The sequence below is a fragment of the Rhodopila globiformis genome, from assembly GCF_002937115.1.
Classification (GTDB): Bacteria; Pseudomonadota; Alphaproteobacteria; order Acetobacterales; family Acetobacteraceae; genus Rhodopila; species Rhodopila globiformis.
The window spans coordinates 31586-46615 of sequence record NZ_NHRY01000221.1; the positions used below are offsets into that span (position 1 = coordinate 31586).

A 15030-nucleotide genomic window follows, 5' to 3' on the forward strand; every position below is an offset into this window, starting at 1 on the left:
GGCAGCGCCCATCTGCCCCGCAACCTGAAACATATCTGCCGTTCGTTGCTGGAAACAAACCCTCCTTGCCCCCCTGCCCCGACCCGGCTATCTCCCCGCGCATGAGCTGGCTCACCGAATACGTCCGTCCGAAGATCCGCACCCTGTTCACCCGGTCGTCGGTGCCCGACAACCTGTGGCACCAGTGCCCGGCCTGTCAGCAGATGATCTTCCACCGCGACCTGGAAGCCAGCCTGAAGGTGTGCAGCCAGTGCGGCCACCACATGCGGGCCGACTCCGAGGAGCGCCTGCTGTGGACCTTCGACGAGGACTCCTACACCCGCATCGAACTGCCCAAGCCGGTGGCCGATCCGCTGCGCTTCCGCGATTCCAAACGCTACCAGGATCGCCTGAAGGAAGCGCGGGAGAAGACCCACCTCGATGACGCCATCGTCGTCGCCCACGGCACCATCGGCGGCGAGAAGGCCGTCGTCGCGGTCATGGAGTTCGGCTTCATCGGCGGCTCCATGGGCGCCGCCGTCGGCGATGCCATCGTCGCCGCCGCCCGGCTCGCGGTGCTGCAGCAGGCGCCGCTGATCGTCTTCACTGCCTCGGGCGGCGCGCGCATGCAGGAGGGTGCGATCTCGCTGATGCAGATGCCGCGCACCGTCATCGCCACCCGTCTGGTCAAGGACGCCGGCCTGCCGTTCATCGTCGTGCTGACCGACCCCACCACCGGCGGCGTCACCGCCAGCTTCGCCATGCTCGGCGACATCCAGATCGCCGAGCCCGGCGCCATGATCGGCTTCGCCGGCGCCCGCGTCATCGAGCAGACGGTGCGCGAGATCCTGCCGGAAGGCTTCCAGCGCGCCGAATACCTGCTGCAGCACGGCATCATCGATATGGTGGTCAAGCGGTCCGAGATGAAAGCCACCCTCGCCCGCGTCATCGGCCTGCTGCGCCCGCCGGAGGTGGCGGCGGCCGCGTGACCGACGCCATCGACCGGATCGCCGCCCGCCTCGAGAAACTGCATCCGCGGCTGATCGACCTCAGCCTGGACCGCCTGCGCGACCTGCTGGCGAAGCTCGGCCATCCGGAACAGCGCCTGCCGCCGGTGGTCCACGTCGCCGGCACCAACGGCAAGGGCAGCACCTGCGCCTTCCTCCGCGCCATGGCCGAGGCCGCGGGGCAGCGCGCGCATGTCTACACCTCGCCGCATCTCGTCAGCTTCAGCGAACGCATCCGCATCGCCGGGAGGCTGGTCGAGGACGACCGCCTGGTCGCCGCGATGGAACGGATCGAGCAGGTCAACGCCGGCGCGCCGATAACCGTCTTCGAGGTCATCACCGCCACCGCCTTCGACCTGTTCGCCGCCACGCCCGCCGACATCTGCGTCCTGGAGGTCGGCCTGGGCGGCCGCGGCGACGCCACCAACGTCATCGAGGCGCCGGCCGCCTGCGCGATCACCTCGATCTCGCTGGATCACCGCGAGTTGCTGGGCCCGACGGTCGAGATCATCGCCGGCGAGAAGGCCGGCATCATCAAGCCGGGCGTGCCGGTGATCGTCGGCGCGCAGCCGCCCGAGGTCCGGCGCGTCCTGCTGGACCACGCGGTCGCGCTGGGGGCGCCGGTGCGGATGCGCGGCCGCGATTGGGACATCGCCGCCACGCGCTCTGGCCTGGCCTACAGCGACCCGGCGGGAAACTTCGAGACTCCGGCGCCGTCGCTGCCCGGGCTGTTCCAGCACGACAACGCCGGCATCGCCATCGCCGCGCTGCGGGCGGCGCGGCTGCCGCACCGGCCGGAGGGCCTGGCGCACGCCGAATGGCCGGCCCGGCTGCAGCGCCTGCACGGCCGGCTGGCGCATCTGCTGCCGCCGGACTGGGAACTCTGGCTCGACGGCGGCCACAATCCCGGCGCCGGCCTCGTCCTCGCCGAGCATCTCCGCGCCTGGGCCGATCGGCCGGTGCATCTGGTGGTGGGGATGAAGCAGGCGAAGGATTCGGCGGAGTTCCTGCGGCCGCTGCTGCCGCTGGTGGCGTCCGTTTGGGCGGTGCGGGAGCCGGACCAGCACGCCGCGCTGCCGGTGGAGGCGATCGTCGCCGCCTCGAATGGCATCGCCCGCCCCGGGCCGCGCGTGGCGGATGCGCTGGCGAACAGTCCACGCACCGGCGGCGCCGCACGGGTGCTGATCTGCGGCAGCCTGTACCTGGCGGGCGAGGTCCTGAAGCTGGACCGGTAGGGGCAAGGCGACCGCGGCCGTGCGCTGTCCGCCATGGTCGTGCTCTCTCGTCCTGGCCGAGTCCCTATGCTTACAGGATAAGCGAACCAGTGGAGCAAGGGCTTCTCCCTATCGTCATGGCCGGGCGTGTCCCGGCCATCTGCGCTTCAACGACGGGGGGCGGATGGCCGGGACACGCCGGGCCATGCCGGTGCGGGAACGGTCATGATGGTGAGGGAACGCTCCCACCCATGGCGATGGGGAGACGACCCTGATCCGCCGGTCCGCTATCCCCGTACGCGCCGCCACGCCCCCGCCTCGACCCGGCAGACACCGGCCCGGGAAATTATTGCCACACCCCATGATAAATTTTTGATCCAGTTCCGATCTGCCGCCCTGCATCCGAAGCCTCCCACGCGCGTTATGCGCACAGGTCGATGCCGGCCGGTGCAAGTCCGGTGGCAGCCGAGACAAGGAGCCACGCATGAAGTCTCTCCTCACTCTGGTCACGCTGGCGTTGACCGCATTGATGCTTGAAGAGAAAGCCCGCCAAGTGGCGGGCGATGCGCATGAAGCCTATGGCGAGGTTGCCGCGCAGGCGCGGGAAGCCAGGAAAACCCTGGTCCAGCAGGTCGAGCAGCAGCCGTTGATCTCGATGCTGGTGGCCGGCGGCATCGCCTATGCCCTGGCGTCGGTGATCCCGGCGCGCGGCTAGACCAGACGCAACGTCACATTAAACAGAGGGAACAAACGGCATGTCCATCATCGCCTGGCTCATTCTCGGCCTGATCGCCGGCTTCATCGCCAGCAAGATCGTCAACAAGACCGGGGAAGGCATTATCCTCGACATCGTGCTCGGCATCGTCGGCGCCTTCGTGGGCGGCTTCCTGTTCTCGTTCTTCGGTGCCGCGCCGGTCACGGGATTCAACATCTACAGCATCATTGTTGCAGTCATCGGCTCCATCGTGGTGCTGGTGATCTACCACGCGATCGCCGGCCGCTCCGGCACGACGACCTACTGAACAGACGAACCCCGGCACCGGTCGCCCGGCGCCGGGGTTTTTCATGCCTGCGGCCAACCGTTACAGGTTGCCGGCGATCCATTCCTTCAGCTTGCCCTTCGGCAGCGCGCCCACCTGGGTCGCCGCCGGCTTGCCGTCCTTGAACAGGATCAGCGTCGGGATGCCCCGCACCGCGAACTGGTTCGGCGAGGCCGGGTTGTTGTCGATATCGACCTTCGCCACGGTCAGCTTGCCGGCGAATTCACCCGCGAGTTCCTCGATCGCCGGAGCGATCATCTTGCACGGGCCGCACCACTCGGCCCAGAAATCCACCAGCACCGGGCCGGTCTTGCTCGCCTCGACCACATCGGTGTCGAAGCTCTGGTCCGTCACAGCAACCGTGTTCTCGCTCATTCTCAGGCCTTCCAGGTTTCAGTTACGGGAAAGTTGGGATTGCCGGCCACGGCGGTCAAGCATCATCGCGCGCATGGCCGGGGTCATGCCGATCGAGCAGGCCGTCCGGTAGCACGGCCACCGTGACGCCGTGCGTCCAGACCAGTGCGCAGCGCACTGTCTGGCCAGGGAAAATCGGCCGCAGCAGCGCCCGGTAGGAGGCCATCTGCCGCAGGTACATCACCGGCGTGTCCTCCACCCGCGCGGGCGGGCGGCGGTTGGTCTTGAAATCCGCCACCAGCACCTGGTCGTCCAGCACCACCAGGCGATCGACCACGCCGGAGACGACGACGTCCGCCACGACGCCGGTCAGCGGCACCTCCGCCCGCCCTTCCGGCCCGAACAGCGGCGACAGGCCGGGGTGCGTCATCACCGCGACGATCTCATCGGCGATCCGCGCCGCCTCGCCCTCCGGCAGGCTGTGGGCGGGCTTGTCGAGGAAGCGCAGCGCCGCCGCGTGCCAGTCCTCGGCCGGCAGCGCCGGCAGGTGCTGCAGCAGCGTATGGATCAGCTGCCCGCGGCGGAACCGGTTGCCGCCGGGATCGCGCTTCGGGAACGGCGACTCCGCCGCCGGGATCGAGCCCAGCTCCGCCCCCTCCGGGCGGCTGGGCGCCAGCGGCAGCGGGCGCGGCGGCTCGGGCGGCGGCGGTGACGGCAACCAGGCGGGCGCGGCGCCAACCCAGTGCGGCAGCGCCACGGCCGCATCGGCGCGCACCGCGGCGGACAGCGTTTCGGGGGGAAGAGTTTGCGGCGAGCGCAGCCACATCCGCTCGCCCTCCCACGGGCCGAACGGCGCGCGCTCGGCGTTCAGCGTCTCGAAGCCGTGCCGCACCAGGCTGTGCCAGCACTCATCCTTCGGCGCGTTGCGGCCCTGCCAGCCGCAGACCAGCAGGCGGTCCTCGGCGCGGGTCAGGGCGACATACAGCAGTCGGTTGTGCTCCTCCATCTGCCGCCGCCGCCCGGCGAGGCGAAGCTTTTCCAGTTCCTTACAGCGGAACTCCCGCCGCGGCGCCCACAGCGGCACGCTGCGGCCGGTCGCCGTGTCGTCGGCCCAGACGATCGCGGCATCGTCCACCGGCAGCGCCGCGGTGTCCGGCAACACGACCAGCGGCGCCTGCAAGCCCTTGGCGCCATGCACGGTCATGATCCGCACCTGGTTGCCGGCGGTTTCCGGCTCCCGCTTCACCTCGGCGCCGGACTGGCGCAGCCAGTGCAGGAAGCCCTGCAACGACGGCGGGTGCCGCCCGGCATAGGTCAGCGCGGCGTTGAGGAATTCGTCCACCGGTTCCGCCGCCTCCGCCCCCAGCCGGGCGAACAGCCGTGCCCGGCCGCCCAGCGGCCCCAGCGCCTCGGAGAACAGCGCATACGGGGACACATAGTCGGCGCGGCCGAGCAACTGGGCAAAGAATCGCGCCGCCCGGCCGAAAACCGGGCTTTCCCCCGCCCGCTCGCGCAGCGCGTCCCACAAGGGGCCGCGCCGGCCGATGGCCAGTTCGCCAAGTTCGTCGTCCGTCAGGCCGCCCAGCGGGCTGGTCAGCAGGCAGGCGAAGCTCAAATCGTCCGAGGGCAGCAGCAGCGCGTCGCCCAGCGCCATCAGGTCCTGCACCGCCGGCTGGTCGGTCAGCACCATCCGGTCCAGCCCCGCCACTGCCACGCCGCGCGCCTTCAGCGCCCGCACCAGCGCGCGGGCAAACGCGTCGCGGCGGCGCACCAGGATCAGCACGTCGCCGGCAGTCAGCGGACGCCCCTTGCTCTCCAGCGGCACCGAGCCGTCGGTCTGCTGCGCGATCCAGGTTGCCAGCGCATCCGCCAGAAGCTGCCGGGCAGAGGTCTGCCCCTGGTTCTGCGCCGGCACCGTCCACGGCGTGTGCGATGCCGGCTCGGGGCACGGCGCCAGTGGCCAGAACTCCACCAGGCCGGCGTGCCCGGCGCGATCGGCGAAGTGCGCCAGGGTTTCGTCCTTCCCCACCACGCCCGGGCGGGCCAGATCATGGGTGAACACCGCATCCACCAGCGCCAGCACCGGCGCGGTGGAGCGGAACGACACGTCCAGCCCGACATCGCGGAACACATGGCCCGACAGCGTCACCCGATCGGCCAGCTGCTGGTGGGAGCGGTCGAACTCCGCCGCGTCGGCGCCCTGGAAGGAGTAGATCGACTGCTTGCGGTCGCCCACCGCGAACACCGTGCGGACGCAGTCGCGGGTGCCGAAGCCGGCGAAGAATTCGTCGGTCAGGGCGTGGGCGATGCGCCATTGCTGCGGCGCGGTGTCCTGCACCTCGTCCAGCAGCAGGTGGTCCAGGCCGCCGTCCAGTTTATAAAGTACCCAGGCGGCGCCAGGGTCATACAGCAGCGTGCGGGTGCGGTCGATCAGGTCGTCGTAGTCCAGCAGCCCCGCCTCTTCCTTCCGCTGGGCATAACCGCCGGCGACCGGGCCGGCCAGCGTCGCCAGCGCGCTCGACACCGCGGCGAGGCGCAGCGCGCGGCGGGAGTCGTCGATCCGGATAATGCGCTCGGCTTCCTCCAGATAGCGGTCCAGCACGTCGGGGACAGTGGAGAACGCCTTGCCGACGAGCGTCGAGGCGGCACAGCATTCGCCATCCTTCTTCAGGAAAAACCCAGACCAATTGGTCCAGCTCTGACAGCGCCTGTCGGCCGTCTGGCCGAGCCAATCCAGGATGCCCTCGGCGCGTTCCCTCACCGTTTTCGGGCAGTTCCCCAGCACCTGCCGGGCCGCATCCCGCAGCGCCGCCTCGCCCAGCCACGTGACGGAGTCCGCGATCAGCGCCTCCTCATCGGTGACCGAGACGCCCAGCACCCGGCACTGCGCCCGCTGCAGGTCCTCGCCCAGCAGCAGCGCCTGTTGCAGCCGCAGGCGGTCGGTCTGTAACGTCCGCACGTGCCGGCCGAACTGGTCCGCCGACGACAGCCCGGCCAGGGTCCGCAGGGCCAGCAGCATCGCCGGGGTAGTTGCGGCCCCCAGCATGTCCTCGCGCGCGGCGGTCAGCGCGTCGTCGGCGTCGCGGTCGTCCACCAGTTGGAAATGCGGAGAAATCGCCGCCTCCAGCGGGAAGCGGCGCAGCAGCGACTGGCTGAAGGCGTGGATGGTGCCGATGCGCATGCCGCCCGGCAGGTCCAGCACCTTGGTGAACAGCGCCCGCGCCGCCCGGCAGGCGTCCTCCGTCGGCTCGACATGCAGGCGGCGCAGCGCCTCGGACAGGTCCGCCGGCGTCATCGTCACCCAGCGGCCGAGCGTCCGCTGCAGGCGCAGCGCCATTTCCGCTGCCGCCGCCTTGGTGAAGGTCAGGCACTGGATGCGCGACGGTTCCGTCCCGGCCAGCATCAGCCGCAGCAGGCGGTCGGTCAGCAGCTTGGTCTTGCCCGACCCGGCCGAAGCGGCGACGAACGCCGACACCGCCGGGTCCGAGGCCAGGATCTGCGCCCGGTTGGCCCGCTCGCGCGCGGTTTCCGGCAGGGCGTCAGTCATCGGCGTCCCCCGCGGCGGACCATTCCGCCACCCGGGCCAGTTGCGCGTAGTCCGAGAAGCGCGGCGCCAGGCCGGGGTTCGGGCAGGACAGGTAGGCGCGGTCCGGCTGGTCGAACGCGTCGATCAGGTCGCACAGCCGATCCCTGGCGTCGCGCACGGCGAGGGCGAGGTTGGCGGGGGTTTTCTTGAACAGCGCCGTCTCGTCCCCGGGATCGAGGCCGCCGGTCAGGTGCCAGTAGATCAATTCCCCCGTCTCGCCACCCAGATCGGCGCCGAAGCCGTGCTCGGCGGCGATCACCGCCTCCAGCAGCAGCTGCGGCGCCAGGCCCAGCTCCACCTCTTTCTGCGACGGCGGCGTGCCGGTCTTGTAGTCGAGGATCGACAGCGTGCCGTCGGCATGGCGCTCGATCCTGTCGGCGCGGCAGGTCAGGCGGAACACGCCGCCGGGACGCGCAAGGTCGATGGCGCCGGAGACTTCGGTGGCGATGGCGGCCGGCTGGCGGGTGGCGCGGCGCGTGGTCTCGGTTTCCACGACCCAGCCGGCGATGCGCTCCAGCCGCGGCGTCCACCAGGCCTGCAACGCCTGGCGCAGTTCGGCCGCCGCCAGCGCCTTTTCCATGGCGGCGCGGAGTTCCTGCGCGGCATCGGCCGGCCAGGCAGTGCCATGCGTCTTGAGGAAGCGGTGCAGGCCGTCATGCACCAGCGTTCCGTAGTCGAAGGCGTCGGTCGCTTCCTCCAGCGGGCGGAGGGCTTCCAACTTGAGGATATGGCGGGCGTAGATAGCGTACGGGTCGCGCAGCCAGGTCTCGATCGCGGTGACGCTGAGGGTGCGCGGCCGAAGGTGGACCGGGGGGCACGGCCGCGGCGGCCGGACCGGGTTCGGCGGCCCCGGGGGCAGATCGAGGGCGCGCGCCCAGGCGACGGCCGGGTGGATCGGCAGTTGGGTGGTTGGGGGTTCGACGCTGGGGTTGCCGGCTAATCCAGACGTGTGGCTGAACACCGCCGTCCGGCTGATGGACGAGGCGCGCCGCGTCGCCCCCTTCCCGTCATGGCCCGGCTTGTCCGGGCCACCTGTCGCGGCACGTGCCGGCGGCGATGGCCCGGACAAGCCGGGCCATGACGATGTACCATCCGGCCACGACAATGAACCCTCCGGCCGCGATGCCGCGGCGGGCGAGACAGCCGCACGGACACCTCCCGCCACGCTGTTCCGCCCCGCCAGGAACATATCCAGCCGCGTCAGCCAGCGCGCCGGCACCGCCGGAGCGTTATCGCGGCGCACCGGGCAGGACAGCACCACCCGCCGCGCCGAGCAGCACGCCGCCAGGAAATCATGCGCCGCCTGGCCCACGCTCTCCTCCGGCGCCGGCAGGCCGATGCGGGTGCGCATCGGGCGCGACAGCCAGGGGCCGGGATCGGGCATCGGCGGCCAGACCGATTCCGTCAGGCCGCCCAGCACCACCAGATCGACCGATTGCAGCCGTGCCTCCAGCAGGCCCCAGATGAAGATGCGCGGATGCTCGAACCCGCCGCGCCCGCGCAGCGCCCGGCGGCTGCGCACCACCTCGCCCTCCAGCACCGCGTCCAGCAGCCCGGGCAACACGCCGCGCTTCAGGTCCGGCAGCAGCCCTACCGCCGCCTGCACCTCCGCCAGGTGCGCCGCCAGCGCCTCGCCTTCCTCGTTGGCCCACAGCCGGGCGGGGCCCTCGGCATCCGGGGTCTTCGCCAGGCGCTCCGCCGACTCGATCATCGCGGCCAGCGCTTCTGCGGCCGGGATTTCCATCGCCGTCTCGAAGCGCAGCAGCGGTTCCAGGCTGTGCTCCAGCCGCGCCAGGAACGCAGCCGTCTGCGACCCTGCGCCCGCCTCGCGATCGACCACCTTGCGCAGCCCCTTCGTGCCGCCCATCGGCTTGGGTCCGCGCAGGCACAGCCGCTCCAGCGTGCGCGCCGCCTCGCGGCAGGCCAGCGTGGACATCCCCGCCGCCGCCAACGGATGCTTCAGCAGCGCCAGCAGCGGCACCGGCGCCAGCTCCGTGGCCACCGCATGCACCAGCAGGCGCAGGAACACGGCGGGCGGCGTGTCGGCCAGCTTCTCTCCGGCGCTGTCGTCGGCGACGATGCCGAAGCGCAGCAGCGCGGCCGAGACCCGCGCCGCCAGCTCCCGGTCCGGCGTCACCAGCGCCGCCTGCGCGCCGGGAGTCTCCAGCGCCTCCCGCAGCACCAGCGCGATCGCCTGCGCCTCCTGCTGCTGGTCCGCCGCGTCCAGCCGCGACAGGCCCTCCAGCGACACCGTCTCCGGGTCGAGCCAGTCATGCAGCGCATCCGACGGCAGCAGCACGCGCGACAGCAGCGGGAAGCGCGAGCGCGGCACGGTCTGCGGCGCGTCCCCAGGCCAGAGTTGCACGTCGCCGCGGGTGGCATCCAGCTCCGCCAGCAGCCGCGACAGCCCGGCCTGGGCATGGCACGGTTCCAACGTCGCCCAGGCTTCGTCGTCCATCACCATGTCGAGCTGCGGCAGCACCACCTGCCCCATCGGCAGCCGCGCCACCACGCGCAGCAGCCGCGCCACCGCCGGGATGCCCGCGGTGGTGCCGGCGATCAGGATCGGATAATCGGGCGGATTGTCCTCCCAGGCCCGCGCCTGCGCCTCCAGCAGCGCCACCTGCCGGGCGGCCGGGTTCATCACGCCGTTGTCGCCCAGCCAGTCGGGCCACAGGCCGGTGACGATGTGCAGGAATTTCAGGATCTGCGACCAGTGCCCGGCATATTCCGGGTCCGCCGCGTCGGGCAGGCATTGCGGCAGGCGGCAGCCGACACGCTCGGCCTCGTCCATCAGCAGCGCCAGTTCGCGCGCCAGCAGCCAGGCCCTGTCGGCGGACCGCGGCGCGCCGCTCTGGCCGTTCAGCGCCAGGATCAGCCGGGTCAGCGCCGCCAGCCGCTGCATCGGCTCGACCGGCGGCGGCAAATCGAGCGTCCCGGCCAGCGCCAGCGGCGCCTCGTCCAGCGCCCCCAGGGCGGCGATGCGCGGCAGCAGCATCGGCCGCCCGTCGCCGACGCGCAGGAACGCGTCCGCCAGCGCCCGGGCCGAGCGCCGCGTCGGCAGCAGGATCAGCCCGCGGCTGACGGTTAAAGGATCATCACCGCGCGCCAGCCAGCCGCGCGCGATGGCTTCGAGAAAAGGGAGGTGCGGCGAAACCGTGAAGAGGTTCAGCGCCACGGCCAACGGGCGTCGCCGGTGACGCCCGCCTCCAGGATCTGCTCGGCTTCCGCCAGGTCCGCGGGCGTGGACAGGTGGAACCAGATGCCGTCATGCACCACGGCGCGGATCCGCCCGGTCTCCAGCGCGACGTCCCAGGCGCGGTTCATGCTGAACGGACCCTCGGGCATGCCGGCCAGCAGCCGCGGATGCAGCACCTGCACGCCGGCGAAGATGTAGGGCACGACCTCGCGCTCCCGCCGCCGCCGCGGCCTGCCCCATTTGTCCAGGGCGAAGTCGCCGTAGCCGACATCCGCATGGACATGCGAGGTGCGATGCAGCAGCAGCACGGCATCCACCGACTCGTCGAACGACCCGGCCAGGCGACGCAGCGCCATGATCGGCCCGTTCAGCCAGAACGCGTCGCCGTTGATGACGAAGAACGGGTCCGGGCCCAGCACTTTCAGCGCCGCGCGCACCCCGCCGCCGGTTTCCAGCAGGTTTTCCTCGCGCAGCAGCACGGTGCGCGGCGGCAACGGCCGCTGCGCCAGGTGCGCGGCCACCCGGTCGGCCTGCCAGTAGGCGTTGACCGCGGCGGTCTCGACCCCGGCGGCAACCAGGTGATCCAGCGCGTGGTCAAGCAGGGCGCGGCCGCCAAGCGTCAGCAACGGTTTCGCGGTGGTTTCGGTCAGCGGCCGCATCCGGGTGCCGAGGCCGGCGGCCAGAACCATGGCGGAGCGCGGGAAAATAGTCATGCTCAAAGTCCTGGCTTCAAGGCGGGTGGGTTGCCGCGCTCGGCGGCCGGTATCCAATGGTTCAGGGCGCGAGCCAGCGGTTCCGCCGCCGGCTGGCGCAGCGCGTCGTCCAGCAGGCGCCATGTCCTCGGCCCGTAGGCGAGGTATTGCGGCCGGTTGTCGCGCAGGGCAAGCCTCACCCACTGGCAGGCGACACGAAGATGCCGTTGTGCGGCACAGACGCCATAGGCGATGCGGAACCGGTCCGGATCCAGCTCGGGCCGCGCCGCCAGGTAGCGGCCGATGGCGCGCTGCTGGACGGCGGCGGGAATGTCGCGGCGGGCGTCCTGCAGCAGCGAGACGAGGTCATAGGCGGGATGGCCGAGGGCGGCGCCCTGGAAGTCGATGATGCCGACGCGGTTGGCGCCGCTGCGCCGCGGCAGCCAGAGCAGGTTGCCGGCGAAGTAGTCGCGATGCACCAGGCAGGGCGACTCGGCGCCCAGCGGTTCCAGCATCGCCGCCAGCGCCGCCGCCACCGCGTCGCGGGCTGCCGCGGGCGGTTGGATGCCAAAGCGTGCCGGCCACCACCAGTCGAACAGCGTGCCGAGCGCGGTGGTGGCCATGGCGGCGGCGTCCCAAGGGGGCAGGCCGGCGGGCAGGCCGGCGGGCAGGCCGGCGGGCGGGGCGGCGCGCTGCAGCACGACCAGGGCATCGACCGCGGCGTCGAACAGCGGCTCCGGCGGGTGGCCGGCGTCGAGCAGGGTGGACAGCAGGTCGTCGCCGAAATCCTCCTCCAGCACCAGGCCGGCGGTTTCGTCGGCGGCGATGATGCGGGGGACGGACAGGCCGATGCCGCACAGATGGGCGGCGATGCGCAGGAACGGCCGGACGTCCTCGGGCGGCGGCGCGTCCATCAGCACAGCGGGCGGGTTGCCGCGCATCCGCAGGTAGCGGCGGAAGCTGGCATCCTGGGCGAGCGGTCCGGCGTCGCTCGGGGCGTAGCCGGCGCGGGTGAGGAAGACGGCGATGTGCTCGTCGCGCGTCATGTGTTCGGGTGCCCATCGGCGTGGCCGGCCTCGTCTTTATCGTCATGGCCGGGCGTGTCCCGGCCATCCGCGCTTCGACGGCGGGGGGTGGATGGCCGGGACACGCCCGGCCATGACGGTGAGGGCGGGGCTGACCGCCCCAACGGTGAGGGCGGGGCTGACCGCCCCAACGGTGAGGACGGCGCCGACTGCCCCGACGGTGAGAGCGCGGGTGGCTGCCACGATGGTGAGGACGGGGATGGCCGCCCCGATGGGCCAGGCGACATGGCAACGACTGGACCAACCCGCTCCGCCCACCCGGTCAGCGTCGCCTCCCGCGCCTCCCCTTCCCCCAGCCGGAATGCAATCACCAGCGCATCCGCCGGCCGCAGCGGGCCGAGTCGATCCGGCCATTCCACCAGCACGATCCCGTCGCGGGCGTCGTCCCAGTCCAGTTCCGCCAGGGAATCGGACCCATCCAGCCGCCACAAATCATAGTGAAAGACCGGACCAATCTTCGTCTCGTAGGTCTGCACCAGCGTGAAGGTCGGGCTCGGCACCTCCAACACCGGATCACCGGACGCGGCGCGCAGGAACGCCCGGGCGAACGCCGTCTTGCCCGCGCCCAGGTCGCCCTCCAGCAGGATGCTGTCTCCCGGCTTCGCCAATCCCGCCAGGCGCGCGGCCAGCGCCTCGGTTGCCGACAGATCGGCCAGGGCGACGGTGCGGGATGACGGCGCGGACATCGTGCTTATTTGCCTCACTGCCGGAGTCGCGCACAATGGGCGATGACTTCGGGTTTGTTGACCACCTTGCCCATGCTACAGGAACGCCACACATCGCTACTTTGGAAGACCGATGAACCAGCACAGCACCGCCGCCAGCATCCAACGTTTCTTTTCCGCCCCGCTGGCGGAAACCGATCCGGAACTGGATGCCGCCATCCGGCATGAGCTTCGCCGCCAGCAGGACGGCATCGAGCTGATCGCGTCCGAGAACATCACCTCCGCCGCCGTGCTGGAGGCGCAGGGCTCGGTGCTGACCAACAAGTACGCGGAAGGCTACCCCGGCCGCCGCTACTACGGCGGCTGCATGTATGTCGATGTCGCCGAAACCCTGGCGATCGAGCGGGCGAAGCAGCTGTTCAACTGCGCCTTTGCCAACGTCCAGCCGAATTCCGGCTCGCAGGCCAACCAGGCGGTGTTCTTCGCCCTGCTGCAGCCCGGCGACACCATCCTGGGCATGAGCCTCGCCGCCGGCGGCCACCTGACGCACGGCGCCGCGCCGAACCAGTCCGGCAAGTGGTTCCACGCCGTCCAGTATGGCGTGCGCCGGGAAGACGGCCTGCTGGACTACGACGAACTGGAAAGCCTCGCCCGCGCCGAGAAGCCGAAGCTGATCATCGCCGGCGGCTCGGCCTATCCGCGCTTCATCGACTTCGCGCGCATCCGCAAGGTGGCGGATGAAGTCGGCGCGTACTTCATGGTGGACATGGCGCACTTCGCCGGCCTGGTCGCAGCCGAGCTGTTCCCCAGCCCGCTGCCGCATGCGCATGTCGTCACCACCACCACGCACAAGACCCTGCGCGGCCCGCGCGGCGGCATGGTGCTGTGCAACGACCTGGAAATCGGCAAGAAGATCAACTCCGCCGTGTTCCCCGGCCTGCAGGGCGGCCCGCTGATGCACGTCATCGCCGGCAAGGCGGCGGCGTTCGGCGAGGCGCTGCAGCCGGAGTTCCGCGACTACCAGAAGGCGGTGCAGGACAACGCCCGCGTGCTGGCGGAAACCCTGAAGCAGCGCGGCCTGGACATTGTCAGCGGCGGCACCGACAGCCACCTGATGCTGGTCGACCTGCGGCCGAAGCGCGTCACCGGCAAGGCGGCCGAGGCCAGCCTGGAGCGTGCCCACATGACCGCCAACAAGAACGCCATCCCGTTCGATCCCGAGAAGCCGGCGGTCACCTCCGGCATCCGCCTGGGCACCCCGGCCGGCACCACGCGCGGCTTCGGCGCCGAGGAGTTCAAGCAGATTGGTATGATGATCGACGACGTCATCGAGGGGTTGAGCCGATCCAATGACGGGTCGAACTCCACAGTGGAGGAAACCGTCGGCGCCAAGGTGAAGGAACTCTGCGCCCGCTTCCCGCTGTATCCCGGGCTCTGAGGCTCCATGCGCTGCCCGTTCTGCGGCTTCGACGACACCCAGGTGAAGGACAGCCGTCCCACCGAGGACAACGGCGCCATCCGCCGTCGTCGGTTCTGCGGCAATTGCGGACAGCGCTTCACCACCATCGAGCGGGTGCAGCTGCGCGAGCTGACGGTGGTGAAGTCGGACGGCCGGCGGGTGCCGTTCGACCGCGACAAGCTGGCTCGGTCGATCCGCATCTCGCTGCGCAAGCGGCCGATCCAGGAGGAGCGGATCGAGCGGATCGTCAATTCGGTGGTGCGGCAGCTCGAGGCGTCGGGCGACAGCGACATCCCCAGCAAGCAAATCGGGGAGCTGGTGATGGACACGCTGAAGGAACTGGATAAGGTGGCCTATGTCCGGTTCGCCAGCGTGTACCGGAATTTCCGTGAGGCGAAGGACTTTGAGGAATTTGTCGGGGGGCTGGGCCAGGGCCAGGCGCCAGAGGAACAGTAGGGTGGCCGCCGCGGCCGTTCTCTCACCGTCATGGCCGGGCGTGCCCCGGCCATCCGCGCTTCGACGACGGGGGGCGGATGGCCATGATGATGGGGCGACGACCTGGCATGAGAGGGCGACCACCTGTCGCCGCCCGTCCTATACCGGAGCCGTGCGGTGAGCGGCACGCCCGTTCTTTCTCCGTCATGGCCGGGCTTGTCCCGGCCATCCGCGCTGCGACGGTGGGGGGTGGATGGCCGGGACACGCCCGGCCATGACGAAACGTGGTGACCCCACCCGCCCAACCGCCCCACA

11 protein-coding genes and 1 pseudogene are annotated in these 15030 nt (G+C 70.9%); 6 read left to right on the forward strand and 6 right to left on the reverse strand.

Annotation, left to right across the window (positions count from 1 at the left end; genetic code table 11):
- The first annotated feature begins 101 nt into the window (after positions 1 to 101).
- The 4 genes from accD to CCS01_RS21045 all read left to right on the forward strand — a co-directional run bounded on the left by accD (position 102) and on the right by CCS01_RS21045 (position 3222).
- Entirely contained in the window at positions 102 to 968 is an 867-nt protein-coding gene (accD, locus tag CCS01_RS21030; RefSeq protein WP_104520726.1) for an acetyl-CoA carboxylase, carboxyltransferase subunit beta, read from the forward strand.
- Positions 965 to 2221: a bifunctional folylpolyglutamate synthase/dihydrofolate synthase gene (locus CCS01_RS21035; RefSeq protein ID WP_104520727.1), complete on the forward strand. Its 1257-nt coding sequence runs from the start codon at positions 965 to 967 to the stop codon at positions 2219 to 2221. Before accD ends, CCS01_RS21035 begins: the two co-directional genes overlap by 4 nt.
- 463 nt (positions 2222 to 2684) lie before the next feature.
- Positions 2685 to 2915: a hypothetical protein gene (locus tag CCS01_RS21040; protein ID WP_104520728.1), complete on the forward strand. Its 231-nt coding sequence runs from the start codon at positions 2685 to 2687 to the stop codon at positions 2913 to 2915.
- A gap of 40 nt (positions 2916 to 2955) precedes the next feature.
- Positions 2956 to 3222 (forward strand): GlsB/YeaQ/YmgE family stress response membrane protein, encoded by a 267-nt coding sequence (locus tag CCS01_RS21045; protein WP_104520729.1) that lies wholly within the window; start codon positions 2956 to 2958, stop codon positions 3220 to 3222.
- Between the two features lie 60 nt (positions 3223 to 3282).
- On the opposite strand, the gene trxA is transcribed toward CCS01_RS21045, so the two are convergent.
- The 6 genes and pseudogenes from trxA to tsaE form a co-directional block, all read right to left on the reverse strand.
- Positions 3283 to 3615 carry a thioredoxin TrxA gene (trxA, locus tag CCS01_RS21050; RefSeq protein ID WP_104520730.1) on the reverse strand — a complete coding sequence of 111 codons (333 nt, stop codon included), beginning with the start codon at positions 3613 to 3615 and terminating at the stop codon, positions 3283 to 3285.
- Between the two features lie 55 nt (positions 3616 to 3670).
- A complete protein-coding gene (addA, locus tag CCS01_RS21055) occupies positions 3671 to 7141 on the reverse strand; it encodes a double-strand break repair helicase AddA (RefSeq protein WP_104520731.1) in 3471 nt (1156 codons plus the stop codon).
- Positions 7134 to 10358: a double-strand break repair protein AddB gene (gene addB / locus CCS01_RS21060; protein ID WP_146101877.1), complete on the reverse strand. Its 3225-nt coding sequence runs from the start codon at positions 10356 to 10358 to the stop codon at positions 7134 to 7136. Before addB ends, addA begins: the two co-directional genes overlap by 8 nt.
- A complete protein-coding gene (locus CCS01_RS21065) occupies positions 10349 to 11092 on the reverse strand; it encodes a nucleotidyltransferase family protein (RefSeq protein ID WP_104520733.1) in 744 nt (247 codons plus the stop codon). Before CCS01_RS21065 ends, addB begins: the two co-directional genes overlap by 10 nt.
- Positions 11093 to 11094: 2 nt before the next feature.
- Positions 11095 to 12117: an aminoglycoside phosphotransferase family protein gene (locus CCS01_RS21070; protein WP_104520734.1), complete on the reverse strand. Its 1023-nt coding sequence runs from the start codon at positions 12115 to 12117 to the stop codon at positions 11095 to 11097.
- 281 nt (positions 12118 to 12398) lie between these two features.
- Positions 12399 to 12842 (reverse strand): annotated as a pseudogene (tsaE, locus tag CCS01_RS35400) (tRNA (adenosine(37)-N6)-threonylcarbamoyltransferase complex ATPase subunit type 1 TsaE); the annotation flags it as partial.
- Positions 12843 to 12954: 112 nt separating this feature from the next.
- On the opposite strand from tsaE, the gene glyA reads away from it, so the two are divergent.
- Positions 12955 to 14259: a serine hydroxymethyltransferase gene (gene glyA, locus CCS01_RS21080; RefSeq protein WP_104520736.1), complete on the forward strand. Its 1305-nt coding sequence runs from the start codon at positions 12955 to 12957 to the stop codon at positions 14257 to 14259.
- Positions 14260 to 14265: 6 nt separating this feature from the next.
- On the forward strand, positions 14266 to 14736 hold the full coding sequence (gene nrdR / locus CCS01_RS21085) for a transcriptional regulator NrdR (RefSeq protein WP_104520737.1): 471 nt from the start codon (positions 14266 to 14268) through the stop codon (positions 14734 to 14736).
- Positions 14737 to 15030: the final 294 nt, after the last annotated feature.

What these genes read in the sequence shown, in the direction of transcription:
- accD (WP_104520726.1), top strand. Translation starts at nt 102, where the DNA reads ATGAGCTGGCTCACCGAATACGTCCGTCCGAAGATCCGCACCCTGTTC.
- CCS01_RS21040 (WP_104520728.1), top strand. Translation starts at nt 2,685, where the DNA reads ATGAAGTCTCTCCTCACTCTGGTCACGCTGGCGTTGACCGCATTGATG.
- CCS01_RS21045 (WP_104520729.1), top strand. Translation starts at nt 2,956, where the DNA reads ATGTCCATCATCGCCTGGCTCATTCTCGGCCTGATCGCCGGCTTCATC.
- trxA (WP_104520730.1), bottom strand. Translation starts at nt 3,615, where the DNA reads ATGAGCGAGAACACGGTTGCTGTGACGGACCAGAGCTTCGACACCGAT.
- addA (WP_104520731.1), bottom strand. Translation starts at nt 7,141, where the DNA reads ATGACTGACGCCCTGCCGGAAACCGCGCGCGAGCGGGCCAACCGGGCG.
- CCS01_RS21065 (WP_104520733.1), bottom strand. Translation starts at nt 11,092, where the DNA reads ATGACTATTTTCCCGCGCTCCGCCATGGTTCTGGCCGCCGGCCTCGGC.
- CCS01_RS21070 (WP_104520734.1), bottom strand. Translation starts at nt 12,117, where the DNA reads ATGACGCGCGACGAGCACATCGCCGTCTTCCTCACCCGCGCCGGCTAC.
- glyA (WP_104520736.1), top strand. Translation starts at nt 12,955, where the DNA reads ATGAACCAGCACAGCACCGCCGCCAGCATCCAACGTTTCTTTTCCGCC.
- nrdR (WP_104520737.1), top strand. Translation starts at nt 14,266, where the DNA reads ATGCGCTGCCCGTTCTGCGGCTTCGACGACACCCAGGTGAAGGACAGC.